Annotated in this window: 24 protein-coding genes and 1 other RNA gene; 1 reads left to right on the top strand and 24 read right to left on the bottom strand. The window is 36.9% G+C overall.

The window, feature by feature from the left end; translation table 11 throughout:
• Positions 1–49: 49 nt before the first annotated feature.
• A complete protein-coding gene (locus tag COB47_RS02340) occupies positions 50–937 on the top strand; it encodes a hypothetical protein (protein ID WP_013289806.1) in 888 nt (295 codons plus the stop codon).
• Positions 938–985: 48 nt separating this feature from the next.
• Here the strand turns inward: COB47_RS02340 and COB47_RS02335 are convergent, their stop codons facing one another.
• The 24 genes from COB47_RS02335 to ilvC form a co-directional block, all read right to left on the bottom strand.
• On the bottom strand, positions 986–2,650 hold the full coding sequence (locus COB47_RS02335; protein WP_013289805.1) for a nucleoside kinase: 1,665 nt from the start codon (positions 2,648–2,650) through the stop codon (positions 986–988).
• Complete coding sequence (locus COB47_RS02330) at positions 2,634–4,310, bottom strand: GGDEF domain-containing protein (protein WP_013289804.1); 1,677 nt, start codon at positions 4,308–4,310, stop codon at positions 2,634–2,636. The genes COB47_RS02335 and COB47_RS02330 overlap by 17 nt, the downstream gene beginning before the upstream one ends.
• Positions 4,311–4,450: 140 nt before the next feature.
• Positions 4,451–4,858, bottom strand: coding sequence for a hypothetical protein (locus COB47_RS02325; RefSeq protein WP_013289803.1), 408 nt, complete (start codon positions 4,856–4,858; stop codon positions 4,451–4,453).
• Positions 4,859–4,994: 136 nt separating this feature from the next.
• Positions 4,995–5,265, bottom strand: an RNA gene (gene ffs, locus COB47_RS11910) — signal recognition particle sRNA large type.
• A 47-nt stretch (positions 5,266–5,312) separates the two neighbouring features.
• Entirely contained in the window at positions 5,313–5,600 is a 288-nt protein-coding gene (locus COB47_RS02320; RefSeq protein WP_013289802.1) for a hypothetical protein, read from the bottom strand.
• Positions 5,601–5,677: 77 nt separating this feature from the next.
• A complete protein-coding gene (locus tag COB47_RS02315) occupies positions 5,678–7,903 on the bottom strand; it encodes a Mur ligase (RefSeq protein ID WP_013289801.1) in 2,226 nt (741 codons plus the stop codon).
• A 96-nt stretch (positions 7,904–7,999) separates the two neighbouring features.
• Complete coding sequence (locus tag COB47_RS02310; RefSeq protein WP_013289800.1) at positions 8,000–8,698, bottom strand: GntR family transcriptional regulator; 699 nt, start codon at positions 8,696–8,698, stop codon at positions 8,000–8,002.
• A gap of 28 nt (positions 8,699–8,726) precedes the next feature.
• Positions 8,727–9,734 carry an isocitrate/isopropylmalate dehydrogenase family protein gene (locus tag COB47_RS02305; protein ID WP_013289799.1) on the bottom strand — a complete coding sequence of 336 codons (1,008 nt, stop codon included), beginning with the start codon at positions 9,732–9,734 and terminating at the stop codon, positions 8,727–8,729.
• Positions 9,735–9,805: 71 nt separating this feature from the next.
• Positions 9,806–11,737 (bottom strand): aconitate hydratase, encoded by a 1,932-nt coding sequence (locus COB47_RS02300; protein ID WP_013289798.1) that lies wholly within the window; start codon positions 11,735–11,737, stop codon positions 9,806–9,808.
• Positions 11,738–12,090: 353 nt separating this feature from the next.
• Positions 12,091–13,488: a beta/alpha barrel domain-containing protein gene (locus COB47_RS02295; RefSeq protein ID WP_013289797.1), complete on the bottom strand. Its 1,398-nt coding sequence runs from the start codon at positions 13,486–13,488 to the stop codon at positions 12,091–12,093.
• Between the two features lie 35 nt (positions 13,489–13,523).
• On the bottom strand, positions 13,524–13,688 hold the full coding sequence (locus COB47_RS12195) for a hypothetical protein (RefSeq protein ID WP_154646008.1): 165 nt from the start codon (positions 13,686–13,688) through the stop codon (positions 13,524–13,526).
• A complete protein-coding gene (locus COB47_RS02290; RefSeq protein ID WP_013289796.1) occupies positions 13,666–14,904 on the bottom strand; it encodes a DNA recombination protein RmuC in 1,239 nt (412 codons plus the stop codon). Before COB47_RS02290 ends, COB47_RS12195 begins: the two co-directional genes overlap by 23 nt.
• Before the next feature lie 112 nt (positions 14,905–15,016).
• Complete coding sequence (locus COB47_RS02285) at positions 15,017–15,904, bottom strand: PSP1 domain-containing protein (RefSeq protein WP_013289795.1); 888 nt, start codon at positions 15,902–15,904, stop codon at positions 15,017–15,019.
• A gap of 7 nt (positions 15,905–15,911) precedes the next feature.
• Positions 15,912–16,874: a DNA polymerase III subunit gene (locus COB47_RS02280; protein WP_013289794.1), complete on the bottom strand. Its 963-nt coding sequence runs from the start codon at positions 16,872–16,874 to the stop codon at positions 15,912–15,914.
• 26 nt (positions 16,875–16,900) lie between these two features.
• Entirely contained in the window at positions 16,901–17,347 is a 447-nt protein-coding gene (locus COB47_RS02275; RefSeq protein WP_013289793.1) for a YaaR family protein, read from the bottom strand.
• 26 nt (positions 17,348–17,373) lie between these two features.
• A complete protein-coding gene (locus COB47_RS02270; RefSeq protein WP_013289792.1) occupies positions 17,374–17,703 on the bottom strand; it encodes a cyclic-di-AMP receptor in 330 nt (109 codons plus the stop codon).
• A gap of 57 nt (positions 17,704–17,760) precedes the next feature.
• Complete coding sequence (tmk, locus tag COB47_RS02265) at positions 17,761–18,393, bottom strand: dTMP kinase (protein WP_013289791.1); 633 nt, start codon at positions 18,391–18,393, stop codon at positions 17,761–17,763.
• On the bottom strand, positions 18,380–19,753 hold the full coding sequence (locus tag COB47_RS02260) for an aminotransferase class I/II-fold pyridoxal phosphate-dependent enzyme (RefSeq protein ID WP_013289790.1): 1,374 nt from the start codon (positions 19,751–19,753) through the stop codon (positions 18,380–18,382). Before COB47_RS02260 ends, tmk begins: the two co-directional genes overlap by 14 nt.
• A complete protein-coding gene (locus COB47_RS02255) occupies positions 19,734–20,291 on the bottom strand; it encodes a FumA C-terminus/TtdB family hydratase beta subunit (RefSeq protein WP_013289789.1) in 558 nt (185 codons plus the stop codon). The genes COB47_RS02260 and COB47_RS02255 overlap by 20 nt, the downstream gene beginning before the upstream one ends.
• Before the next feature lie 112 nt (positions 20,292–20,403).
• Entirely contained in the window at positions 20,404–20,577 is a 174-nt protein-coding gene (locus COB47_RS02250) for a DUF362 domain-containing protein (protein WP_013289788.1), read from the bottom strand.
• A 315-nt stretch (positions 20,578–20,892) separates the two neighbouring features.
• The gene (gene cimA, locus COB47_RS02245; protein ID WP_013289787.1) at positions 20,893–22,470 is read right to left on the bottom strand and encodes a citramalate synthase; all 1,578 of its coding nucleotides are present in this window, start codon (positions 22,468–22,470) and stop codon (positions 20,893–20,895) included.
• A 101-nt stretch (positions 22,471–22,571) separates the two neighbouring features.
• The gene (locus COB47_RS12270; protein ID WP_013289786.1) at positions 22,572–22,736 is read right to left on the bottom strand and encodes a hypothetical protein; all 165 of its coding nucleotides are present in this window, start codon (positions 22,734–22,736) and stop codon (positions 22,572–22,574) included.
• 79 nt (positions 22,737–22,815) lie between these two features.
• Positions 22,816–24,339 (bottom strand): 2-isopropylmalate synthase, encoded by a 1,524-nt coding sequence (locus tag COB47_RS02240; RefSeq protein WP_013289785.1) that lies wholly within the window; start codon positions 24,337–24,339, stop codon positions 22,816–22,818.
• 16 nt (positions 24,340–24,355) lie between these two features.
• Positions 24,356–25,357 carry a ketol-acid reductoisomerase gene (ilvC, locus tag COB47_RS02235; protein WP_013289784.1) on the bottom strand — a complete coding sequence of 334 codons (1,002 nt, stop codon included), beginning with the start codon at positions 25,355–25,357 and terminating at the stop codon, positions 24,356–24,358.
• Position 25,358: the final 1 nt, after the last annotated feature.

The raw sequence follows: 25,358 nt of genomic DNA, 5'->3' as shown, positions 1-25,358 counted from the left end.
GATAATATAATTGAAAGAAAAATTCAAAATGAAAAGAGGTGATTTTTAAGTGAAAAGGATAAAGACAATAATTGGTATAGGACTTATTGTAATTCTGATTTTAAGTGTAAGCCTTGCATTTGCAGGTTCTTCAAAGGCAAGCCTTCCGGTAGCTTTCAAGGGCAATCTCACAAAGCTCTGTTTCGGAAAATTTGAAAAAGGTGCAGCAGGTATAAACCTTGACATCGCTGGCACAATTGAAAGCATCCTTGGCATGAAAAAAGAGGATATTCAAAAACAGATTCAGAGCGGAAAGGCTTTCTCAGACATCTTAAAGGACAAAGGCCTGACACTTGACCAGTTTAAATCAAAGCTTTTAGAAAGCCTTTATGCAAAGATTGATGAAGCTGTTAAAAACAACAAAATAACGAGCGACAAAGCAGCACAGCTAAAGCAAAGTTTAAAACAGAAGATAGACAGCTGGGACGGAAAGCTTCCTTTCTTTGGCTTTAAAATCAAAGCATTTTCAAAAGACATTTATAACCTCGATATGTTCAGTGACATTGCTACAATCCTCGGCATGACAAAGGATAGTCTTTTTAACGAGCTGAAAAATGGAAAGACCATTGCAGACCTAATCAAATCCAAGAATATCTCTGAATCAGACTTTAAAAACAAATTAATCTCAATGCAAATAACAAAGATTGACAAGCTTCTTAATGAAGGTAAAATAACAAAAGACCAGGCAGACAAAATGAAAGAAGCTATCAAGACAAAAATTTCAAACTGGGACCTTTCAAAGGGATTTGCTCCACGAGGATTTGGTAGAAAATTCAAAGGTGCAGCAGGAATGGACGGTACCATGAGGCGCGGATTTAGTATAAAAATGAGAGGATTTTGGCCAAATCAGGGAACAAACCAGAACACAAACAACTCTTCAACAAATGTGACATTTTAAAAACATAAGGGGCTTGAGGGAATATATCCCAAAAGCCCCTTTTCTTTTTTAAAAGTCATAAAAACAAGACCCTCCTATGAACTCTCTTATGATAGATTGTGGTGGAATTTCTCTTTCGTCCTCAATTGTGAGGATAAAGCTCAGAAAATGCAAAAGCCTCTGCGCTTCACTATATTCCTCATCTTCTCTTGTAATTGTTTTAAGTAAGGGAACAGCATATTTTTTCAAAACCGCAAGCTCATAAATTAGTGCTGAATTAAACATAGCATCCGCCATTTCCTGGTAGGGAAAAATATTTTTCTCCTCACCATTTCTGACAGACGGCCACATGGAAATTGTCCTTTTAGCAGATGCACCTCTTGTCCTGGCATCTCTTACAATTCGTCTTAAAATCCTGTAATCTGTAGTTTGAATTCTGTTGTGCTTGTCAAGGTTCAGGTGTGTCAAAGCACTCACATATATTTTAAACTTGTTTTCGTCAGGTATCATTGGAGTAAGCCTGTTATTTAACCCATGTATCCCTTCAATTATTATTATGTCATTCTTTTCAAGCCTGACACGTCTTTCAAACGTTCTCTTTCTCTCTATGAAATTAAACCGTGGCAGCACAACCTCCTTACCCTCTATCAAGTCTTTCAATTGTCCATTGAAAAGCTCAACATCAATAGCTTCAATCGATTCATAGTCAGGCTTGCCATTTTCGTCAAGCGGAACTTTATCTTCAAAGAAATAATCATCAAGCCCTATATAGACAGGATTTTTTCCATTTACTTTAAGCTGGATAGAAAGTCTCTGGGCAAAAGTAGTTTTTCCGGATGATGAAGGTCCTGATATCAAAACAACTTTTATCAGTGGATTTTGAGAAATCTGGTCTGCTATATATGCTATCTTTTTTTCATGCAATGCTTCAGAAACTCTTATAAATTCTCTTATCTTTCCGCTTGCTATCACCTCATTGAGCTCACCAATGCTACTGACACCCAGTATCCTGCCCCAGTTTTTGTACTCATGGTAGACCGCAAACAGTTTCTTGTTCTCCACAAACTCTTGAAGTTTAAATGGGTCTGATTTGTCGGGGTACATAAGTACCATCCCGTCGTGGTATTGAATCAGGTCAAAAATTTTAAGATACCCTGTGGAAGGGACTAAATGTCCATAAAAGTAATCAACATAATCTCCACAGTAATAAATGTATACATATTCATTTTCCGAAAACTTTATTGTTCTTGCTTTATCATAAAACCCTTTCTCTTCAAAAAGTTTAACTGCATCCTCTTTTGAAACCTTTTCTCTTTTGAATTGAAAATCCTGCTCTATTATCCATTTCATCTTCTGTTTTATAAGTTCTATATCTTGGCTGCTTAGTTTTCTGTTTTCTACCTCACAGTAAAGTCCCTTTGAAAGAGAATGTTGCACATTTACAGCTTCTTTAAAAAGCATTCTTGTTGCAACAATCAAAACAAAAATGAGACTTCTTCTGTAAATCCTCATACCATCTTCTTGCGTCATGTCAATAAATTTCACTCTGCAATCCCTTGAAATTACATATTTTAACTCTTTTATCTCATTGTCAACCTTTGCAGCAACTATAGGAGATTTAAAATAACTCTCAAATCTTGGAACAAAGCTCAAAAGATTAGTTCCTACCTCCACATCTTCACATATATTTACATCCTCAAAAAATACCCTAACAGTGCTACTGCCTTTCTGCATCAAAATCGCCCCCTTTGTTTTTTAATTTTTCTTCATACATTCTCATATCAGCAATCTTAATAAGCTCATCAAGACTGGTTGTATCGTCTGGATACACAGCAATTCCACAGCTCACTCTTATCTTTTTCGGAAGCTGTAGCTCTGACTCTTTTTCAATTAATTGCTTTATATTTTTAATTCTATCCTCTATAGCATCTTTACTACAATTTTTGAATATAACCGCGAATTCATCTCCCCCAAGTCTTGCCGCAATATCTGTTTTCCGTATATTGTCCCGTATAATCCTGGCAATTATTTTTATAGCTTTATCTCCCACACCGTGTCCATAAACATCGTTTAAAAGTTTCAGATTATCCATATCAAAAAAAGCTACACAAAACTTATTTTTATATCTATCTGCAGCTATTGACTCCAAAATCAATTCCTTCATAAAGTATCTCCTGTTATAAAGACCTGTAAGTTCATCCTCTGTTGATAAATTCTTTATCTTCTCAATCCTTTCAATTTGAGAAAGAAGAGCTTGAGAAAAATTCATAAAGATTGTAAAACCATCCTGGAGTTCATCAGTTATGTTAAAGTTTTTAATCTTCGAATAACAAATAAGAAAACCCACAAGCCTGTTGTATCTGTGAACAGGAACATATACCACTGTTTGGAAACTATTGAATACCCTATTTTTTAAAGCCTTGCATTCAAAAAAGTTTTCAAAATCTTTTATGTCAAATGTACTAATATTCTCCTCTTCTAAAAGTTTACTTACAACTTTTACTTCTGCAGAAGAATCTTCAAATTTATCACTCACCTCTTCACTCTTGAATACAATAAGTTTATAATTCCCATCTTCTATGATGTAATAAAAACATATTCTTGGAAATACCTTTGAATAAGCTTCATAAATAAAATCTACAAGAAGTTCAAAACTTTTTTGCAAATCAAGCTTTTCTTTTAATACCTCAGTACTAAATTTTGCTAAACTGTGCAAAAATTTTACTCTCTGTTTTGCTATAGCAAGAAATATTGCCACAAAGAGATAAAGCATAGCTCCATTTTGAACTGCTTCTGTAAAAAGAATACCTTTTCTCTTAAAAAGAGACAAAATTAACTCACCAACTGCAAAAGCCAATACAAAAACTTTAAAGCTATTATTTTGTTTGAAGTAAGAGTTATAGAAGCTTAAGTATATTAGAAACAAAATACCAAAAACTATCAGTAATTCGCTAATAAAGTATAGTTTTGTTGTAGATAAAGTAGATTGTAATAAAATATTAATTTTTGCATTTTTTATCTTTTCGGATATTAAAAAAACTACAATTATCAAAGTTATGTTTATCCATATTGATGCCTTAGATAAAAATTCTTTTAACCTTTCCCTGCATAAAACTGAAAATATAAGTGCATATATTATAAGAAACTTTGAAAGTAAATTCAAGAATACAACCACCTGAACACCTTCACTTTTACTTACAACTTCTTTTTCTAAATTTAGTACATATAAGAATTTAAAAACAACAAGAGATAAAAATATTTTGCTAAAGTTGTAAATTAAAGCATTTTTCAATTCATTACCCAGAAAGACTGATAATATATATATTCCGCTTACTGCAATAACACCTATTATTTCAAAAAGCTTGTACAAACAAAACTCTAATTCAACATTCACAGTCTTCTGAACTCCTTCTGTGTTTTTCTCCTTATTAATAATATATTCCTGAAAAAAAGATTGTTTTTATTATATCGTACTTCAAAGAAAATTTAAAAGGGAGACTTTTGAAAATCTCCCTTGATTTTTCGAACAATTCTCTATCCTTCTACCATGAACAACTCATCAGCAATTAAGATAAAGTTGCTCAGGTCAAAGAGTAAACTTCCTTCCACGAAAAGTTCATATAGCAATATTTTTTTGTTTGCATGCAAAGCTTCAATCCAACCTTTTAAATGTCCTAAATCTACAAAGTACTTTTTTATAGCAGTAATATCGATAAACACAACTTCAAGAGATTCCTGCCAGAACTCAACGCAAACGTTTGGAAAAAGAAGTTTTTTGAGTCGCTGGTAAGACTTTTCACTTCCAAAAAAAGAAAACTTCTCAAGTTCAAGAAGGTGTGCAAGAACAAGAATACTAGAAATAAGATGAGCTTCGCCTACATAGGGTTTTAGAACTGTCAGAGCACGGGAGGTCACAAGTTCATGTCCTTCAAGAACTATCATTTGTATCTTATCCTCCCTTTGTAAACCTATGTTATACTTTTTTATATTATATTCTAAATCCAAGTACCTGTCAATAAAATTATTTACTTTTAGATTTTTATTCCTGGAAGCTGAAGAAAGATAAAAAATAAAATGGCTGTGCGACCAGCTTCGATATAACCCTCCTGGTGAAATAGCAGACCTGACAGGCTCCTGTCATGCACCCCTGCGGCACACGCGAAAAACTGCTTACCGTTGCTTCCTTCCGGACCTGGCGGGGTTCACAGCCCTCGCGTTGCGCAGGACACAACCATCCTCACCCCGGCCTGCCCTCAATGCCAAAAGGGTTATACCTCAGTCTGGCTATTCGACCCCGCTATAGCGGATTGCGGGTTACAGGGCACCGCTACCTCCCCATCATAGCACAGCCAATTTTATTATACTCTCAAAACTTTTTAAAATCAACTGCCAAAATTTACTTGCCGTTTGCCTGAACAAGCCATACATGAGCAAGTTCAAGTGCCTTGTAAAGGTTGTCTGCCTCGGCTTTTTTCACAACTCTTTCTCTGACAGTGAGCTTTGGATTGTTTATCTGAAGTTCAACTGAAATAGGTGAGGATATCTTATAACCCTTATACTCTTCAGTGCCCAGCACCACAAACACAGCAACAAATTTGTCGTCTGGATTTCCATAGTGGATAAGGTTATTTCTAATTTTGTATACTTCTCTTCCTCTATATCTAAACACCTGTGGTAGGCTCATAGCAAAATCAACTCCTAATCACCATAAATTTTTAAAACTTCCTATAGTCGATATGATACTAAACTTTATTGAGTTTTTCAAGCATTGTTCACAAAATTCTTTTTCCTTTTTGCCAGTCCCTCTCTTATCTCAAACGTAACATCTCTATTTAAAGGTTCTGGCAGGACAATAAACACTCCATCACCCTTGTTTGCCTTTCTTATGGCATCAGAGACCATTTCAACCACATCTGAAAACTTTTCTATCTGCTTGGATATAATTCTACTCTTATCTTCAACAAAATCCAAAATTTGTTTTTGTCTCTGTTCGCACACAAAATAAAGATTCCTGATACCTATGGAGCTAAGACTTAATGTAAGCATTTTTACATGTTCTTTCTTTCGAAGGCTGTCAATAATCACTTTTACACCATTTATATCAAATATATTGAACTTTCCAGGATTTTGATGTGAGTCGTTCTTGTATTCGATCAAAAACTTATATATGATCTCACTGTCTACCCCGTAAAAATACAGTGCTGCAACTGTCTGAAGAATATTATCAACTGCAAATATAAGCTTACCATCGTATGAATAAGGGATTTCTTTAATATTGCAAAAAGAAAAGAGTTCTTTTCCGTCAAATATTTTTATTATATCATTTTCAAGGTACACACAAGGTTTTTTCATTTCCATATGCGCTTTTAAATCTGGATGATGACTTGAAGTCGAAGTAAATACAATTCTGCATTTAGCTTTTGCACTGTACAGGTATTTATAAGCATCGTTGACATTTAAAATTAGATATCCATTTTCCTTAATGCTTCTGGTAAACAAAAGGTTTTTTTCTATCTGATTTTGAGAAAATGTATTGGTAATAATACCTGCCTCAGGTTCTATTTCTATCTCCTCAATACCTTTTTCAGGATTGAATTCAACCAGCTTTATGTCCGACAAATCTCCAAAACTTCTCAGATAGAAATTCTCCATTTCGCTATCGATAGACGCTTCCAATCCGCATCTTTGAAAAATGTACCTCATTATTTGCAAAATTGTGCTTTTTCCATATGTCCCTGACACAGCAATTATCGGCACAGATGGATTTGGAATCTTTTCAAAATACACATCCAGTATAGTATTGAATACATCGTTGTTACATGTCTGTGAAAATATTCGAAGATCACAGTTTGTCTCAATATCAACAACATAACCACCTATAATAGTATATGGAAGCGAAATATCTTCTGTAACAAAGTCTAAGACAGTTGTTACATATCCAAGTTTTTCTGCAATCTTAACAAAAAGTTGTTGATTTTCATATGCTACCTTTTCTGTAACGTCTGTAGTTATACAACCTGTTTTAAAACTTGTTGGCTCCTTCAAAAATACCCTCATTCCTTTTGGTAAAATATCATCCAAAGTAAATCCCTGTTTTAAAATATTCTTTTGAATATATTTATTGTTTTTCTCACCTTGATCTAAAAGTTCTAAAATTCTTCTTTTTCCATCGCCTATAATGTATGGAGAGGTTCTCTCAATAGCTGCCACAACTTTCCCATTCACAACCAGAATCTTATAACTGTTGCCTGGCACATATCTCTCGACAATTACTCTATTTTCAACATTTTTGACCATATTAAATGCTTCTAACGCTTGTTGATTTGTCCTAATATTCCCTATGTTTGGAGAGTCTTTTTTGCAACCTTTTATCGAAATTGGGAATCCCAGCTTTTTTATACTTTCCATTAGCTGGTCTGAAGTAAAGATCACTTCAAACGGTGCAACAGGAAAAAAGTTTAATTTTAAAAATTCACGTTCCATCTCTCTGTCATTTGATATACTTACTACACTAAAGTCTTGTTCACTTATAAGACCTGCAAAGAGCTTTGCATATTTTCCCTCACCCAGAATGAACGTATCTGTATATCCAATTCTTGTAAACCTTATACCTCTTTTCATGCAAGCATTTTTCAAAAGTCTTGTATTTGGCGAAAGCTCTGTTTCAATTGTGAGTTTCTTTAACTTTGAAATCTTATCAGGAAAATCTTCAGGTATAAAGCCTTTTCCCATACATTCTAACGCAAATTCAATAACCTTGTACACAATAATTGGATTATCATGTTCAATCAAAACATCAATATAATCTTCAACACTAAAGCATTCCCAGTATTCAACCAAGTTATATCCTATAAGATTTTGAATATGAATGCAAAGCTTGGCAAAGCTGCTTGCTTCTTCAGGTTTTCCTTTTACCTTTAATACAGCTACCTTTTTGTCTGAATAGATATTTCTGTTATTATAAACTTTGATATTTTCAATTTTCATCCCAAGAAAATTTCTCTCCTTATTTTATAATTTTATTTTGTATTCTTCCCCCTTCAAAAAAGACTAATACCTGCAAAAAAATAAGCAGGGAAAATTCTATTTCCCTGCCGTTGTCCTCTCTTCTATTTTCTTTTGCTCAATTAAATTTTTTGCTGCATTTTTGACATGAAGTTTCATGTACTCTTCTGCCTTATCTGGGTCTCTGCTGACTATTGCTTCAAATATGAGCTTGTGTTCTTCCATAGCCTCCTCAAGCCTACCAGGTGTCTCAAAAGAGGTTGCCCTTGCTCTGATTATATAGCTGTGGAAGGTTGACAAAACATGTTCAAGTGGTTTGCTCTTCGATGCTTTGTAAATAAGCTGGTGAAACTGCGAATCAGTTTTCATCACTTTTGGAATATCTTTTTTCTTTGTATACAACTCCATAAGAGTTATAATTTCAGTAAGTTCATCTTCTTCATCTTTTGTAATCTTCTGGGCAGCCCAGCGCGCTGCAAGCCCATCTAAAAGCATTCTTATTGTGTATATATCCTCTATGTCCTGAGCAGTAACACCTGCTACAAACGCACCTTTGTGAGGAATAGAATATACAAGCCCTTCGAGTTCAAGCTGGCGCAATGCCTCTCTTATTGGTGTTCGGGAAACACCTAGCTCTTCAGCAAGCTTTACCTCAACAAGAGGGTCTCCCGGCTTTAAAATTCCCATCAAAATCTTTTCTTTTATCACTTCAAAAATCTTCTCATACAAAGGAGAATATCTTGTATCTTTATCATCAGAGTAATTATTATACACCATCGAAAATCACCTTCAATATTAACCAAGTTTATATTTTTTCCATTTCACGTATAACCGCATCTGCAAACTCTTTTGTACCTGTTGAACCTCCAAGGTCGTATGTAACCTCTTTGCCTTCTTTTATAACCTTAGCCACCGCCTTTTCAACTCTGTCAGCTGCCTCAAGCTCACCCAAGTACCTCAGCATCATGACACCAGAAAGTATTGTAGCTGTTGGATTTGCTAAGTTCTGACCTGCTCTTTTTGGAGCAGAACCGTGGATTGGCTCAAATACTGCTCCATCTTCGCCAATGTTAGCACCTGGCGCAATACCAAGTCCTCCCACAAGTCCTGCTGCCAAGTCAGACAGAATATCCCCGTACATGTTTGGCATAACCAAAACATCGTAATTTTCTGGGCTTTGGACAAGTTTCATGCTCATTGCATCAACAATCATATCTTCAAACTCTATATCTGGATAATCTTGCGCGACCTTTCTTGCACATTCTAAAAATAGTCCATCTGTAAGCTTTTGGATGTTTGCCTTGTGAACAGCCGTAACCTTTCTTCTCTTCTCTCTTCTTGCAAGCTCAAATGCATACCTGACAATCCTCTCGCTTGCTTTTCTTGTTATTATTTTAACACCAACTGCTGCATCATCTCCAGCCATGTATTCAATCCCTGCATAAAGGTCTTCTGTGTTTTCTCGAACAATTATCAAATCCACATTTGTGTATCTTGCAGGAACACCTTCGTAAGACTTGACAGGTCTTACATTAGCATAGAGGTTAAGAGCCTGTCTGAGCGCAACATTCACACTTCTAAACCCTGTCCCGACCGGTGTTGTAATCGGACCTTTGAGTGCAACTTTATTTCTCTTGACACTTTCTAAAACATAGTCAGGAAGTGGCGTCCCATACTGCCCCATAACCTTTTCGCCAGCTTCTACAATTTCCCATTCTATTTTTACACCTGATGCATCCAAGACTCTTCTTGCTGCCTCTGTGACCTCTGGTCCAATACCATCGCCAGGAATAAGTGTAATTCTGTATGCCATTCTTTGTCCTCCTCACATCAAGATTTGTGATAGCCTCAATAAAGAGGGGATGCACTCCCCTCTTTAATTATTTATTTCATACCCATAGCTTTTGTAAGGTTCAAAAGCCCGCCATGCAAAATCATCTGACGCTGTCTGTCTGTCAGGTTTAAAATCATTTTGTATTTCAATCCTTTTGTGACATTTTCAATTATTAAAACATCACTTTTTTCTATCTGCTCTCTTGCATTTTCAATCTTGAGCTCATCCATCTCTTCAATTGTATCATAATCGCTCGGATTTTCAAACACCATTGGAATGATTCCGTTGTTAATTAAATTTGCCATGTGAATTCGTGCAAAGCTCTTCGCCAAAACCCCTTTTATACCCAAATAAAGCGGCACAAGTGCTGCATGCTCGCGAGATGAACCCTGACCATAGTTGACTCCACCCACAATAAAGCCACCACCGTTCTCACGTGCCTTTTTAGGAAAATCAGGGTCACATGGTGTCAAGCAATAGTCAGACAAATACGGGATGTTTGACCTGTATGGCAAGAGCTTTGCATTAGATGGCATAATATGGTCTGTTGTAATATTATCTCCTAGTTTTATTAGCACTTTCCCCACAACAACCTCCGGCAAAGGCTTTCCTTGCGGGAATTGTTTTATATTCGGTCCTCTTATAACCTCAACCTCGTCGGGATTTTCAGCAGGCGGCACTATTAAATTGTCATTTATTAAAAAGCTCTTTGGCATCTCAACCTGCGGCTCATCACCAAGAATCCTTGGGTCTGTGATATACCCTGTGATTGCTGATGCTGCTGCAGTCTCAGGTGAGACAAGATACACTTTGGCAGAAGGTGTACCGCTCCTGCCTTCAAAGTTTCTGTTAAATGTTCTGAGCGAAATACCATTTGTTCTTGGTGCTTGACCCATTCCTATACAAGGACCACAAGCACACTCTAAAATCCTTGCACCAGCTGCAACAAGTGATGATAGCGCACCGTTTTGAGCAAGCATGTTCAGAACCTGTTTTGAACCTGGAGATATGACAAGCGATACATGCTCTGCAATGGTTTTACCTTCTAAAATTTTTGCGACCTTCATAAGGTCCTTGTAAGATGAATTTGTACAGCTTCCAATTGCAACCTGGTCAACCTTTATACCTTTTAGCTCGCTCACAGGCACAACATTGTCAGGGCTGTGCGGGCACGCTGCAAGCGGCACCAGGCTTGATAAATCTATCTCAATCTCCTCATCATACTGGGCATCGGGGTCTGGTAAAATCTCAACAAAGTCAGCCTCTCTTCCCTGCGCCTTCAAAAATTCGTATGTCACTTCATCTGATGGGAATATAGAAGTTGTTGCACCAAGTTCTGCACCCATATTTGTAATTGTGGCTCTTTCTGGAATAGATAAAGTCTTCACGCCCTCACCTGTGTACTCAAAAATCTTGCCAACGCCACCCTTGACTGTGAGCCTTCTCAAAAGCTCCAAAATAATATCCTTTGCAGAAACCCAAGACTGAAGTTTACCTTTGAGGTTTACTTTTACAATCTTTGGCATAATTAAGTAATATTCACCACCACCCATTGCAACTGCAACATCCAAACCACCTGCACCAATTGCAAGCATGCCTATCCCACCAGCTGTTGGTGTGTGGCTGTCTGAGCCCAAAAGTGTCTGACCAGGCACTGCAAATCTCTCAAGGTGAACCTGGTGGCAAATTCCATTGCCGGGTTTGGAAAAATATATTCCATGTTTTTTGGCAACAGTCTGTATGTATAGATGATCATCTGCATTCTCTGGACCTGTTTGAAGAGTGTTATGGTCAATGTATGCAACAGACCTTTTAGTCTTTACTCTGTCAATACCCATTGCTTCAAACTGAAGATATGCCATTGTACCTGTTGAATCTTGAGTAAGTGTCTGATCAATTCTGATAGCAATCTCTTTTCCTGGTATCATTTCACCTTTAACTAAGTGCTGCTTTATAATCTTTTGCGCAACTGTCAAACCCATTTTGCTTTTAAACCTCCCAAAAACTTTGATTGTGATTGTTAAAAATACCTTTTATATTATAGCATTAAAGTATACCTGTATACAAGAGCGTGAATTTAAAAACCCCTTCCTGACTTTATGCCAGAAAGGGGCAGCCTGAATTTTGCCGTTAATAAATAAGATAATTTAAACAAGTTGAGCTTATTGAAATAGAAGTTGATTTTTCACTATTATTTTTTGCTAATTGAATAAGCTGCTAGTTCAAGGTGAAAAAGTAGATACTCGTTTAAAAAGTAGCCGAAATAGAAAGATTTTTAATTCAGCAAGAGCAATCTAAAAAAACAGCAATCTTTTTTTAAATACCTAAGTAAAAGCTATTTTACCCTACTTTCATGCATCTTGAAAAGCTCTGGCATGACTTCTCGAACAACCATCTCAAGCTCATCGTCGCCAATAACAGTTGTTCTTCCATTTTCGTACTCCTTGTCAACCCACTCTTTTATTTTAGCAACTCTTGGGTCACGCTTGTCAATCTTCTTGTCACCTTCAAGCCTGAAATATGTGTTAATCCATGCAGCGATACCTGCAAGCCCAGAGTGTGCATCAACTGCAATGACAATTGGACGGTTTAAAATCTTCTTTGTATCAAAGATGTTGTAGATCTCCTCATCCTTCAAAATACCGTCAGCATGAATTCCTGCTCTTGTTGCATTAAATGCCCTTCCCACAAACGGAGTTCTTGGTGGAATCTCATAGTCAAGCTCTTTTTCAAAGTAATCTGCAATCTCAGTGATTACCTCAAGCCTCATATTCTTTGTTGTACCTCTAAGCTGGGCATATTCAATTACCATAGCCTCTAATGGGGTATTGCCCGTCCTCTCACCAATACCCAGAAGCGAACAGTTGACTGCAGATGCACCGTAAAGCCATGCAGTACCAGAGTTAACAACAGCCTTGTAAAAATCGTTGTGACCGTGCCACTCAAGCCACTCAGACGGCACCTCTGCATAATGCCTTAGCCCATAAATTATTCCCTGAACACTTCTTGGCAGAGCAACTCCCGGGTAAGACACACCAAGCCCGAGGGTATCGCATGCTCTAATCTTTACAGGCATATTTGCCTGGCGCGCAAGTTTCATAAGTTCATTTGCAAACGGAACAACAAAGCCGTAAAAGTCTGCTCTTGTGATGTCCTCAAAATGGCAGCGCGGAATAATTCCATGTTCAAGTGCGGCTTCAACAATAGAAAGATACATTTCCATTGCCTGTTTTCTTGTCATGTTGAGCTTTTTGAATATATGATAGTCGGAGCATGATACCAAAATTCCTGTCTCTTTGATGCCCATCTCTTTCACAAGTTGAAAATCCTCTTTTCTTGCTCTTATCCATGAGGTAACCTCTGGATACTTATAACCTCTTTCCATGCATTTAATAACAGCTTCTCTATCTTTTTTGGAATATAAGAAAAACTCTGTCTGACGGATCACGCCAGAATTGTTGTCAAGTTCGTGGAGATAATCAAAAAGCCTTACAATCTGTTCAACTGTATAAGGAGACCTTGCTTGCTGACCATCTCTGAATGTTGTATCTGTTATCCATATCTCATCAGGCACAAACATAGGGACATGCCTGTGGTTGAATGCTATCTTGGGTATCTCTGTGTACGGGAAAATCTCTCTATAGAGGTTAGGCTCTGGAACATCCTGGAGTGTATATTTATACGCTGCCTGCTCAATCAGGTTTGTCTTGGGATTAAATTCTACTCTTGCCACTTAAGCTTCCCTCCACATTGTATATATGTATACAATCAAGTGTTATGAGATATATTATATTCTACTTTTGCATTTTTGACAATAGGACATTGCAAATTGTTCTTTTGCGCAAGAGTATATTTTAAGATATTGAGCGGATTTTTGCAAGATGGTAATTTAAAATCTTCATAAATGAGACTATTTTCCTGAACCTTCTTCAATAGCTTCCTCATCATAAAGAATCTTTTCAGGGTCTTTTTCTGAAGAGAGGACCTCGACACTTTTGAGCTTTCTTTCTATGGTTCTTGTCTTTCTTGTTGCAGTGTCAATTGTATCCTGTGCCTCAGAAAGTTTCTTTTTAACCTTTTCAAGAATCTCAGCAAACCTCGAAAACTCAGTCTTGACCGCAGACAAAAGCTCCCAAACCTCGCTTGTTCGCTTTTCAATGGCAAAGGTTTTAAATCCAAGCGAAATGGTGTTGAGCATTGCAACAACTGTTGTGGGTCCCGCAATGATCACCTTGTATTCCCTTTGCACAGACTCAAACAGCCCGGGTATCTTCAGCACCTCTGCATAAAGTCCTTCAGAGGGCAAAAACATGATAGCAAAATCTGTTGTTTTTGGCGGGTCTATGTACTTTTCCTTTATAGTCTTTGCATTTTGCCTTATACTATTTTCAAGCTCCTTTGAAAATCTTGCAACTTCTTCTGCCTCCGCTTTCTCCTGCGCCTCAATAAGTCGCTGATAACCTTCTATGGGGAATTTAGAGTCTATTGGAAGGTATATAAATTCATTATCTTTTGAATTTTTAGAAGGAATTTTTATAGCAAACTCAACTTGCTCTTGAGTGTGCGGTTTTATCCTGACATTTCTTTCGTACTGTGAAGAATCCAAAATCTGGTCTATGATATTGCCAAGCTGAATCTCCCCAAGCGTGCCTCTAACCTTTACATTGCTCAAAATCTTTTTAAGATCTCCCACACTTCCAGCCAGGGCTTGCATCTCACCAAGTCCTCTGTGAACAAGCTCAAGCCGCTCTGACACAAGTTTGAAAGACTGTGAAAGTTTTGTTTCTAATGTACTTTGTAGCTGGCTGTCAACAGTCTCTCGTATTTTCTCAAGCTTGTTATCTATCTCTTTTCGGATACTGTCAAGCCTCTCCTGATTTGATGATGTAAAATTTATTATCTGGTTGGATATGTCTGAAAATCTTGTCATCAAAATGCTGCCAAATGAGCTTATCATACTTTGCGTTTCATTTTTATTCTGAGAAAATTGTTGTGATATGGAATTTTGAATTTGTCCAAGTTCCTTTTCAATCTCCAAAAGTTTATTTTGAGTATCCAAGGAAGAACTCATATTATTTTTAAGTCTTATGAGCAGTAACAAGTTTGATATGACAAGAACGATAATAACAATTAGCAAAACTACTTCCAATCTTTATCACCTCTGTACAAGAAAAAGAATCTTAAAATTTAAAAAACGGGCTGCTTTTCAAGTAAAACTTTTTTAGCAGCCCTTTTTGCCTCTTTAAACTTCAAATTCATTTTTATTCTTCTAAATCAAGAAGCTCTTTTAGCTCGTCGTCATCAAGTGCAACAACCGGCTGTTGAATCTTTTTGGTGTCTTTTAGTATCTCAAACTCACCAACAGAGTATTCTTTTAACTCTACATTTTGCATCTCATCTTCAAATCTGACCTTTATCTTTTCTTTTAAGACATTCACCTCAACAACTTCACCTATACCATCGGCTGTTTTTACAATCGCACCTATCCCTGGAAGCTTTAACATTGCCTCTTCATAGAATTTCTGCTCGTATGTCAAACAGCACATGAGCCTTCCACAAAGGCCGGATATCTTTGCAGGGTTTAAAACAAGCCCCTGCTGTTTTGCCATCTTTATTGAGATTGGCACAAATTCACAAAGATGAACAGAACAACAAACCTCACGTCCACACGGACCCAAACCACCACGAAATTTTGTGTCGTCTCTGACACCTATTTGTCTTAGCTCAATCCTTGTTCTGAAAACTGCTGCAAGGTCTTTTACAAGTTCTCTGAAATCAACCCTTCCTTCTGCTGTGAAATAGAAAAGAAGCTTGTTGTTGTCAAATGTGTACTCGGCATGCAAAAGCTTCATAGGAAGCCCATGCTTTTGTACTTTTTCCTTGCAAATCTCAAGTGCTTTAGCTGCCTTTTCCATGTTCTCTTGAGCTTTTTTGTAATCTTCTTCTGTTGCCTTTCTTACAACCTTTTTGAGAGGCTGGACTATCTCTTCGTCCGGCACCTCTCTTTTTTCTATCATAACTTTTCCCATCTCGATCCCGCGGACTGTCTCAACAATGACGTCATCCCCAGCTTTCAAATCTATGTTATTCGGGTCAAACCAGTATATCTTTCCAGCTTTTTTGAATCTAACCCCAACAACTTCTGCCATCTTTCTTTTAGCCCCCTGATAGTTTTAAAAAAATCATGTCAAGCACATTGTCTGAAATTACATTTGCATCCGGGTACTTTTCCAACATCATGAAATCCTGCAGTAGCCTGTATATATGATAGATTGTATGCTTGTTTGCAAACTCAACTATCTTTGCTAACTTATCTGTGTTTGTAATAAGCTCAACAAGGTTTGTTCTTTTGAACATAAGCGCATCTCTTAGAAAGTATATTACCGTTTCAAATAAAAATGCAAAGTCGTCTTTAAATTTTTCAAAATCACTTTCAAATTCTTTTATCAAACTAAAACTTGCCCCGTCGTACGAAAGAAGTTTATCAAAAATATAGTCTCTTTTATTTTGAACCTCTTTATCATAAAAATCAAGAGCAATTTTAGGATTCCCTCTGCAAAGTTTTAAAACATAGTCTTTGGGTTCAAGCTCATAATTTTTTAAAATCTCAGAGATTTCGCTGGCGCTGTACCTTTTGAACGAAAGCACTAAAGACCTTGAAATCACTGTCGGCAAAAGCCTTTCTAAATTGTTGCATGTGAGAATAAAAAGAGCATACTCCGGGGGCTCTTCTAAGGTCTTTAAAAGTGCATTTTGAGCACTTGTTGACATCTCCTCAGCCTCTTGTATTAAGTATATCTTTTTACTTGCAAAAATAGGTCCTCGTGAAATATCTTTTATAATCTCTCTAATAGCATCAACAGATATTTCTTTTTTATCTTCCTCTCTTTTTATTATTTTAAAATCCGGATGTGTGAGTGCGTCAAAGAGCCTGCAACTTTTGCAAACACCACACGCAAGCTTTTTTTCACACAGAATTTGCTTTGAAAAGGTCATTGCCAAAAGTTTTTTACCAAGTCCTTTTTCACCTTCAAAAATATATGCATGAAAAGGTTGAACAAGTGCTTTTTTGAGAGTAGCAACAATTCCCTTTTGACCTATAAAAGTATCTAAATTCATGTTCAACTCTTCCCCTGTGCAAATTTCTAAATAAACAGGTCAACAAGCAGGCCTTTTATCTCACCTACATAAGATAAAACCTTGAGATTGTCTGCTTCTTTTTTTAAAATCTCCTGGGTTAACATGTCCATCTTTTCATCAATCTTTTTTACAATACCAAATACCTTGTGCCTGCCTTTTCTGCCAAAAAGGCTTTCATTAAAATATTCATGTGAAGAATACACTGTATATCCTAAAAGCTCTTTTATAGCTTTTTTATATTCTTTGAGGGTTGAAAGGTCTAATCGTTCAGCAAGGCTTTTACCAAGAGAGTCTATTTTGCTTATAAGTTCCTTTATTCTGTTTATAATTTCATCTTTCTCAAGCTGCTTTACATAGCTTGAAAAAGAGTCTTTTGGTCTTTCAACCCTTCGCTGGTCTTGAAAAAATGTTACATTATTTATATTATTTCTTCTAACATCTTCTACTCTCATTTTACTTTCCCACTTCTTAAATTTTTTTAAACCTTCTCAAACCTCTCGACATTGAGGACAAATATTGTAGCACCACCAATTGTTATTTCAACAGGATATGGCAGGTATACACCTGCTGACGGATTGTTTGGCACAGGCGATGAAACAATTTGTTTGCGTGTCTTGCACTTTTGAGATATAATGTCAATCACCTCAGCAACTCTGTCATCATCAATGCCTATGAGCAAAGTGGTATTGCCAGAGCGCAAAAATCCACCCGACGTTGAAAGCTTTGTTGCCATTATACCTTCTTTTTGAAGAGCGTCCAAGAGCCTACTAATGTCTTCATTTTGCACAACTGCTACAATAAGCTTCATCTTTCCTCTTCTCTCCTCTCTTTGAAAAGCTATGCCGACTTAGCATTTCTCTATATTCTACCACTTCTCTTTGCTTTCAAATAGCCCTTCTATCTCACGACACACCTTTTCAAAAACCTCTTTTTCTGACCCTTGCGCCTCAATGTTCACACATCTTTCAAACCATTTTGATACCTCTTTAAAACCGCTGTACACACGCCTGTGAAACTCCAAATCTTCTAAGTCAAGCCTGTTGTTTTTGCCTGCCATTTGAATCCTTTGAATAGCTATTTCAGGCTCCAATGTAAGAACAATGTAAAGGTCAGGTTTTATTTTATCTTCAAAGATAGAATTTAATCTCAAAATGTTTTCAACACCAACTCCTCTTACAATGCCCTGGTAAACTATACTGCTTAGGATGTATCTGTCGCAAAGCACAATGTACCCTTCATCCAGTGCGGGAATGAGTACATTTTTCACATGTTCGTTTCTGTCTGCAGCTAAAAGCAGAGCTTCAGTAAGTCCATCCATCTTATATTGAGGGTCTAAAAGAAGCTTTCTGATTCTGTATCCTACTTCTGTCCCACCTGGTTCTCTGGTTGTGAGAACCTTGTATCCTTTATCTTTGAGATATTTTTCAACTTTGAAAAGCTGCGTAGTTTTTCCAGAACCGTCGTTACCTTCAAATACTATGAGTTTACCCTTCCTCAATCACATCAACCTCATTTTCTTTGATAAATTCCTTGCCAAAAAGCTCCTGTAAATATTCTATGGTATCCTTATCTATGACTTCACCCTCAACAACAACCGGAAACCCCGGCGGGTAAGGAATAATTGCCTGTGCACATACAAACCCCTCTGCCTCATAAATTTTTACCCTTCTTTTTTTCGCGTTGTCAACTTGGTATATTTTTAAAACCTTTTTCGGTCTCGGCGGTGATAAAAACTTTTTCTCAAGTTCTCTTTTTCCTTTTTCTTTTATTATATCATAAAAAAAGCTTTCCAAGATTTCAAAATTAAAAAGAGCATCCACCAGAGAAAAATAAAATAGAATCCTATTTTGGTCAAAAAGCTCTGGAACAATAGAATACCTCTCCAAAAGATTTTTTACAAAACTTTGATTTTTCCCCGCTTTGCCAAAGTTCAAAAGAAGTTTTAAAACATCTACATCTCTGTAGACATAGTTTGTATACTCCAAGACTGGCTTGCACAGCTTTTCAAGTTTTCCTTCAAGCTCTTTAAAAAGCTGTCTGCCAAACATTTTTGAAAACTCTATGCCATACTCACTCCAAGCAAGCAGCACATACGACGGACTTGTTGTATGAAGATAACCTAAATAAGCAGAAAGTTTTTTATTATCGTTATTTGATAAATTAGACAAAAGCAGTGCAGACTGGTTTGGACATGGCAATGTTTTGTGAAGACTCAAAATGCATATGTCAGCCCCCAAATCCAGTGCTGTTTTTTTCCCTGCAAATTTGTAATAACCGCCGTGAGCTTGGTCAACTATGAGCTTTTTTTGATATTTCTTTGCTATATCTGAGAGCGCTTGTACATTCTGCTCAATGCTATAATATGATGGTGAGGTTATTACAACAATTTGAGATTTTGAAGTTTGAAGGACACTTTCAAAGTGTTTTTCGTCGATATATGTAAATATTCCTAAAGAATCATCGTACTGTGGATATATATATTCTATGTCAAGTTTTAAAATCTTTGCAATATTATATATGCTTTTGTGAGCATCTCTATTTATAAGTATACCGTCATACGGATTTGAAAATGCAGCAATTGAGGCTTGCAGAAGGTGTGTTGAACCCTGAAGAGACAAAAAACTATAATTTGATCCAAAAAACTCGTTTATCCCATCTAAAAATTCCTTTATATAACCTTTTGGGTCCAATAAGTTGTCTGTACAGAAGGTTTCTGTGACATCAAAGCTGGGAAATATATTTTTAATTGCATCTGGGAAAATCTCTTCTTTACCTTTGTGACCTGGCATGTGAAGACGCAAAAAATTGTAACTCTTAAGAGCACTGAAAATCTTAAGATTATCTAAAATCTTGCGCATACTCTCTTGGTCCAACTTCATATATATCTTCCCCTTGACTATCTATTGCAACAATGCAGGGTAAATTTTCCACTTCAATCTCACGAATTGCCTCTGCACCAAGGTCTTCAAACATAACTATTCTTTGAGATTTGACACAGCTTTGAATCAAAACTGCAGCACCACCAAATGTGGCAAGATAAATGCTACCGTGTTTTTTAATTGCCTCTTTTACAGCCTCATTTCTTTTTCCCTTACCAATCAAAACCTTTATCCCAAGCTCAAGCATCATGGGAGTAAATACATCCATCCTGCCTGCTGTTGTGGGGCCACATGGTCCTATTACTTCACCTGGCTTTTCAGGACAGGGACCCATGTAATATATCGCACCGTTTTTAAAATCTATTGGGATTTTACTTCCTTTTTGAATCATTTCAAAAAGCCTTTTGTGAGCGGCGTCCCTTGCAACAAAAAGTTTACCGCTCACCAAAATTTCTTGACCACATCTTAGACTTTTTATCTCTTCAGGACTTTGAAGCGGAACAAAAATCCTGTTCAATTTCTTTTTCGCCCTTCCTTTCGTATACGCATAATTATCTTTAAATCTTATTTCAATTTACAATTTAAAGACCGGGCACTTGATTTTATACCCGGTCATGAGTATTTAAAAACTAATCTCTTGGCTTTGGAGCATCAACTGGACATACATTTGCGCATGCACCGCATGAGATGCATTGTTCTTCGTTGATGACATACTTCCCATCGCCAGGGGATATGCACTGAACAGGGCATTCACTCTCACATGCGCCGCATGAAATACAATCATCTGTGATGTAATATGCCATTTTATCTTTGCCTCCCTTTTTGAAATTAGATTTACTTTTATAATAATACCACGATTTTGAGGTTTTTAAAATAGATTTTTAATTAGGTTTTTAAAGAAATCACAGAGCAAATATCCTAAAACTCCTCTTTTACTGAAAGTGGTGTTTGGGTTGCCAAAAACAACAAGGGAGTTTTGCACTGGACCCAGATGTTCATAAGACCGTATAAGTTTTCAAATTAAGAAGGGGGCTGTTAAAAAGATAATTAGATAACCCCCCTTCTTACAATATATGGTTTTGATTTGTCTTGCCCATAATTTCTAAAAAAATTTAATTTTACTTAACTTTTTCCTTGCAAAGCTTGTACTCCAGTGAATCCACAAGCGCAATCCAGCTTGCATTTACAATGTCGGTTGAAACACCTACAGTTGACCATGTGTCTTTTCCGTCTGTTGACTCAATCAGAACTCTTACTTTTGCAGCAGTTGCAGTCTCTGCATTCAGTACTCGCACTTTATAGTCAACAAGATGAACCTCTTTGAGCTCTGGGTAGAATTTTTCCAAAGCCTTTCTCAAAGCACTATCTAAGGCATGAACAGGACCATCACCTTCTGCAGCAGTGATTGCTGTAACACCATCTACTGCAATTTTGACAATTGCAGATGAACTGTACTCCACCGCCGGCTCGTTAATTAAAACCTTAAACTCTTTGAGAGTAAAAAATGGCTCATAAAGCCCAAGCTTTTTCCTAATTAGCATCTCAAATGAGGCTTCTGCTGACTCAAACTGGTACCCTTCATTTTCTAAACGCTTTAGCTCATCAATAATCTCTTTTGTAACAGGTGAGTCTTTTGTAACTGTCGGGTCAATCTCTCGAATCTTGTCAAGAATTGTAGCTCTTCCTGCAACCTCAGACAACACTATCCTTCTTGTATTTCCAACAACTTCAGGATTGATATGCTCAAACGAAGCTGGATTTTTCTTGACAGCATCAATGTGCATTCCGGCCTTGTGAGTAAATGCATACGCTCCAACATATGGTGCTCTTTCGTTTGGAATCATGTTGGCAATCTCTGCAACATACCTTGAAAGAGATGTAAGGTGTTTTATATTCTCATCAGGGATACATTTAAACCCAAGTTTTAACTGAAGATTAGGAATTAGTGTGATAAGATCTGCATTACCACATCTTTCGCCATATCCATTTATAGTCCCTTGTACTTGGCGAGCACCTGCCAAAACTGCCATGATTGAGTTTGCAACAGCCATACCAGTATCGTTGTGACAGTGAATTCCAATCAATGTCCCAGGAAACATCTCAACAACTTCCTTAGTGATGTTATAAATATCCATTGGGAAAGTACCACCGTTTGTATCACAAAGGTCTAAAGAATCTGCCCCGGCTTCTTTTGCAACTTTTAAAGTTTCCAATGCATACTTTTTGTTATTCTTATAACCATCAAAAAAGTGTTCAGCATCAAATACAACGTATTTGCCCAAGGACTTTAAATATTTTATTGTATCATAAATCATTTGAAGATTCTCATCTTCTGTTGTTCTTAGCACTTCTATTACATGAAAATCCCATGACTTTCCAAAAATCGCAACAGCTTCAGTATCAGCTGCAATTAATGATTGAATGTTTGGGTCATCTTTCACGTCAATGCCCACTCGCCTTGTTGAACCAAAGGCGATGAGCTTTGCATTTTTAAGCTTCATTTGTTTTACCCTTGCAAAAAACTCCTGGTCTTTGATGTTAGAACCCGGATTGCCTGCCTCAATAAATTTCACACCAAACTTGTCAAGTCTTTCTACAATTTTGAGTTTATCTTCCAGAGTATATGAAATTCCACCTGCCTGAGCTCCATCTCTTAAAGTCGAATCATAGATGATGATTGTCTTATTATCTTCCACTTTGTTTTCCCTCCTTTTTGATATCAAAAAAGCCCAGCCTGTGATTTTTTAGGCTGGGCTTTAAAACTCAAAACTCATTCGAAACAAAACTCTTTATCAATTCAACCATGCCCTAAGGGTCTTTTCAAAAAACCTCTTTGATCATACACAGGCCAAAATGGGTGCAATGCGGCATATGAAATTTTATAAATCAATCTAATTATTCTCTTTCTAATTATCGAAATAATGCCAATTATTGTGATTGCGCCGCATATTCGTATTATCATTTTTTGCACCCCTTTGACCCTTAAAATTTTATTTGCTAATTATTTTAAACCCAATTTGTAAAATTGTAAAGAGTCAATTTTACTCTTCTGAAATTTTATACAGCATCTTATTTATAGCATTTACATACGCTTTGGCACTTGCTTCTAAAATATCGGTCGAAAGTCCTCGACCCAAGAAAGCCTTGCCGTCTTTCTTAATTCTGACTGTTACCTCGCCAAGAGCATCTTTACCTTGTGTCACAGCTTTTATACTATAATCGTCAAGTTCAACCTGAAGTCCTGTTATTCTATCTATTGCCTTAAAGATTGCATCAACAGGACCATCACCTGTTGCCGCCTCTTCAAACTCTTCTTCTCCGGACTTTATCTTGACAGATGCTGTTGAGATCAAGTCATTTCCGCTTATAATCTGGAACTTAATAAGCTCGTATGTCTCTGGGATATTGAGGGATTTTTGCTCTAAAAGTGCTTCTATGTCTTTGTCAAGCACAACCTTCTTTTTGTCTGCCAAAACTTTAAACTTTTCAAATGCAGCATCAATCTCTTCTCTTGTAAGGTCAGTGTATCCAAGCTCTTTTAACCTTTCTTCAAATGCATGACGACCTGAATGCTTGCCTAAAACCATCCTGTTTTTAGGAAGACCAATTGAAACAGGATCAATAATCTCATAAGTAGACCTTTCTGAAAGTACTCCATGCTGATGTATACCAGATTCATGCGCAAATGCATTTGCTCCAACAATTGCTTTGTTTGGCTGAACAAATATACCTGTGAGTGATGATACAAGTTTGCTTGTTCTGTAAATCTGAGTTGTGTCAATCAAAACATCAACATTATAGAAATCTTTTCTTGTTTTAAGAGCCATTACAATTTCTTCTAAAGCAGCATTACCTGCTCTTTCTCCAAGACCGTTTATCGTACATTCAACCTGGTGAACACCTTCTTCAACAGCAGCCAGTGAATTTGCAACAGCAAGTCCTAAGTCGTTATGGCAGTGAACTGAAATTTGAACCTTGTCAATGTCAGGAATGTTTTCTTTTATAGCCCTTATAATTCTTTTCATCTCTTCTGGTGTTGTGTAGCCAACTGTGTCGGGAATGTTTATTACTGTTGCACCAGCTTTTATAACTGCATCAAATACTTTTATCAAAAATTCAATTCTTGTTCTTGTTGCATCTTCGCAAGAAAACTCTACATCTGACACATATTTTTTTGCATATTTTACCATTGCAACTGCTCTCTCAAGTACTTCCTCTTCTGTCATCTTGAGCTTGTATTTCATATGAATATCACTTGTTGCAATGAAGGTGTGAATCCTCGGCGCTTGCGCGTTTTTGAGTGCTTCATAAGCTCTGTCTATGTCCTTTTCTACTGCTCGCGCCAGAGATACTATAACTGCATCTTTTATATTTTCAGATATTACTTTTATTGCTTCAAAATCACCTGGAGATGCTATTGCAAAACCTGCTTCTATCACATCAACTTTGAGTTTTTCAAGCTGTTTGGCAATCTGCAGTTTTTCATTGACGTTGAGAGACACACCTGGTGTTTGCTCACCATCTCTGAGTGTTGTATCAAAAATTTTTATAACTCTGTTTCCCATTCAGAACCCCTCACCTTTATTCTTTTATAGGCTTTATCCACGGCATCATCTTTCGAAGTTCCTTACCTATCTGCTCTATTAACAGATTTTGCTCTCTTTTTCTTATGCTGTTAAACTCCGGTCTTCCAGCCATATTTTCTAATATCCATTTCTTTGCAAATGTGCCATTTTGAATTTCTTCCAATACTTTTTTCATCTCTTTTCTTGTCTCTTCTGTAATAATTCTCTTACCTGTCATATAATCGCCATACTCCGCAGTATCTGATATTGAATAACGCATAAGTGAAAGTCCACCCTGCCAGATAAGGTCAACTATGAGTTTCATCTCGTGCAGACATTCAAAATATGCTATTTCTGGCTGGTAGCCTGCTTCAACAAGTGTATCAAAACCTGCCTTGATAAGCTCTGTAAGACCTCCACACAAAACTGCCTGTTCACCAAAAAGGTCTGTTTCAGTCTCTTCTTTAAATGTTGTTTGAATTATTCCTGCTCTTGATGCACCAATACCTTTTGCATATGCCAAAGCAATATCAAGAGCTTTGCCTGTGTAGTCCTGATGAACAGCAACCAATGCCGGCACACCTTTTCCCTCTTCGTACTGGCTTCTGACTGTATGCCCTGGTCCTTTTGGAGCTATCATTATAACATCAACATATGGTGGCGGTACTATTTGACCAAAGTGAATGTTAAATCCATGTGCAAATGCTATTGCCTTTCCTTCCTTTAAATTAGGTTCTATGCTTTCTTTAAATAGCTTTGGCTGTTTCTCGTCATTTACAAGAATCATTATTACATCTGCAACCTTTGCAGCCTCATCAGCTGTCATAACCTTAAGTCCATGACTTTCTGCCTTTGCCCAGGACTTGCTGCCCTGATAAAGACCAACAACTACGTTTATACCAGAATCTCTCAAGTTCAGTGCATGGGCATGACCTTGGCTTCCAAAACCAATTACTGCAACTGTCTTATCTTTTAGTAGGTCCAGATTGCAATCATGATCATAAAATATTTTTGCCATT

The organism is Caldicellulosiruptor obsidiansis OB47 (assembly GCF_000145215.1).
GTDB lineage: Bacteria > Bacillota > Thermoanaerobacteria > Caldicellulosiruptorales > Caldicellulosiruptoraceae > Caldicellulosiruptor > Caldicellulosiruptor obsidiansis.
Note: the sequence above shows the minus strand (reverse complement) of the source record. Positions and strands in the feature narration are given on the sequence as shown.

Coding starts and splice junctions, on each gene's coding strand:
- COB47_RS02335 (WP_013289805.1), bottom strand. CDS start 2,650: ATGCAGAAAGGCAGTAGCACTGTTAGGGTATTTTTTGAGGATGTAAAT.
- COB47_RS02325 (WP_013289803.1), bottom strand. CDS start 4,858: ATGATAGTTCTTGAAGGACATGAACTTGTGACCTCCCGTGCTCTGACA.
- COB47_RS02320 (WP_013289802.1), bottom strand. CDS start 5,600: ATGAGCCTACCACAGGTGTTTAGATATAGAGGAAGAGAAGTATACAAA.
- COB47_RS02315 (WP_013289801.1), bottom strand. CDS start 7,903: ATGAAAATTGAAAATATCAAAGTTTATAATAACAGAAATATCTATTCA.
- COB47_RS02310 (WP_013289800.1), bottom strand. CDS start 8,698: ATGGTGTATAATAATTACTCTGATGATAAAGATACAAGATATTCTCCT.
- COB47_RS02305 (WP_013289799.1), bottom strand. CDS start 9,734: ATGGCATACAGAATTACACTTATTCCTGGCGATGGTATTGGACCAGAG.
- COB47_RS02300 (WP_013289798.1), bottom strand. CDS start 11,737: ATGGGTTTGACAGTTGCGCAAAAGATTATAAAGCAGCACTTAGTTAAA.
- COB47_RS02285 (WP_013289795.1), bottom strand. CDS start 15,904: ATGGCAGAAGTTGTTGGGGTTAGATTCAAAAAAGCTGGAAAGATATAC.
- COB47_RS02280 (WP_013289794.1), bottom strand. CDS start 16,874: ATGAATTTAGATACTTTTATAGGTCAAAAGGGAATTGTTGCTACTCTC.
- COB47_RS02275 (WP_013289793.1), bottom strand. CDS start 17,347: ATGAGAGTAGAAGATGTTAGAAGAAATAATATAAATAATGTAACATTT.
- COB47_RS02270 (WP_013289792.1), bottom strand. CDS start 17,703: ATGAAGCTTATTGTAGCAGTTGTGCAAAATGAAGACATTAGTAGGCTC.
- COB47_RS02260 (WP_013289790.1), bottom strand. CDS start 19,753: ATGCGCAAGATTTTAGATAATCTTAAGATTTTCAGTGCTCTTAAGAGT.
- COB47_RS02250 (WP_013289788.1), bottom strand. CDS start 20,577: ATGGCATATTACATCACAGATGATTGTATTTCATGCGGCGCATGTGAG.
- COB47_RS12270 (WP_013289786.1), bottom strand. CDS start 22,736: ATGATAATACGAATATGCGGCGCAATCACAATAATTGGCATTATTTCG.
- COB47_RS02240 (WP_013289785.1), bottom strand. CDS start 24,339: ATGGGAAACAGAGTTATAAAAATTTTTGATACAACACTCAGAGATGGT.
- ilvC (WP_013289784.1), bottom strand. CDS start 25,357: ATGGCAAAAATATTTTATGATCATGATTGCAATCTGGACCTACTAAAA.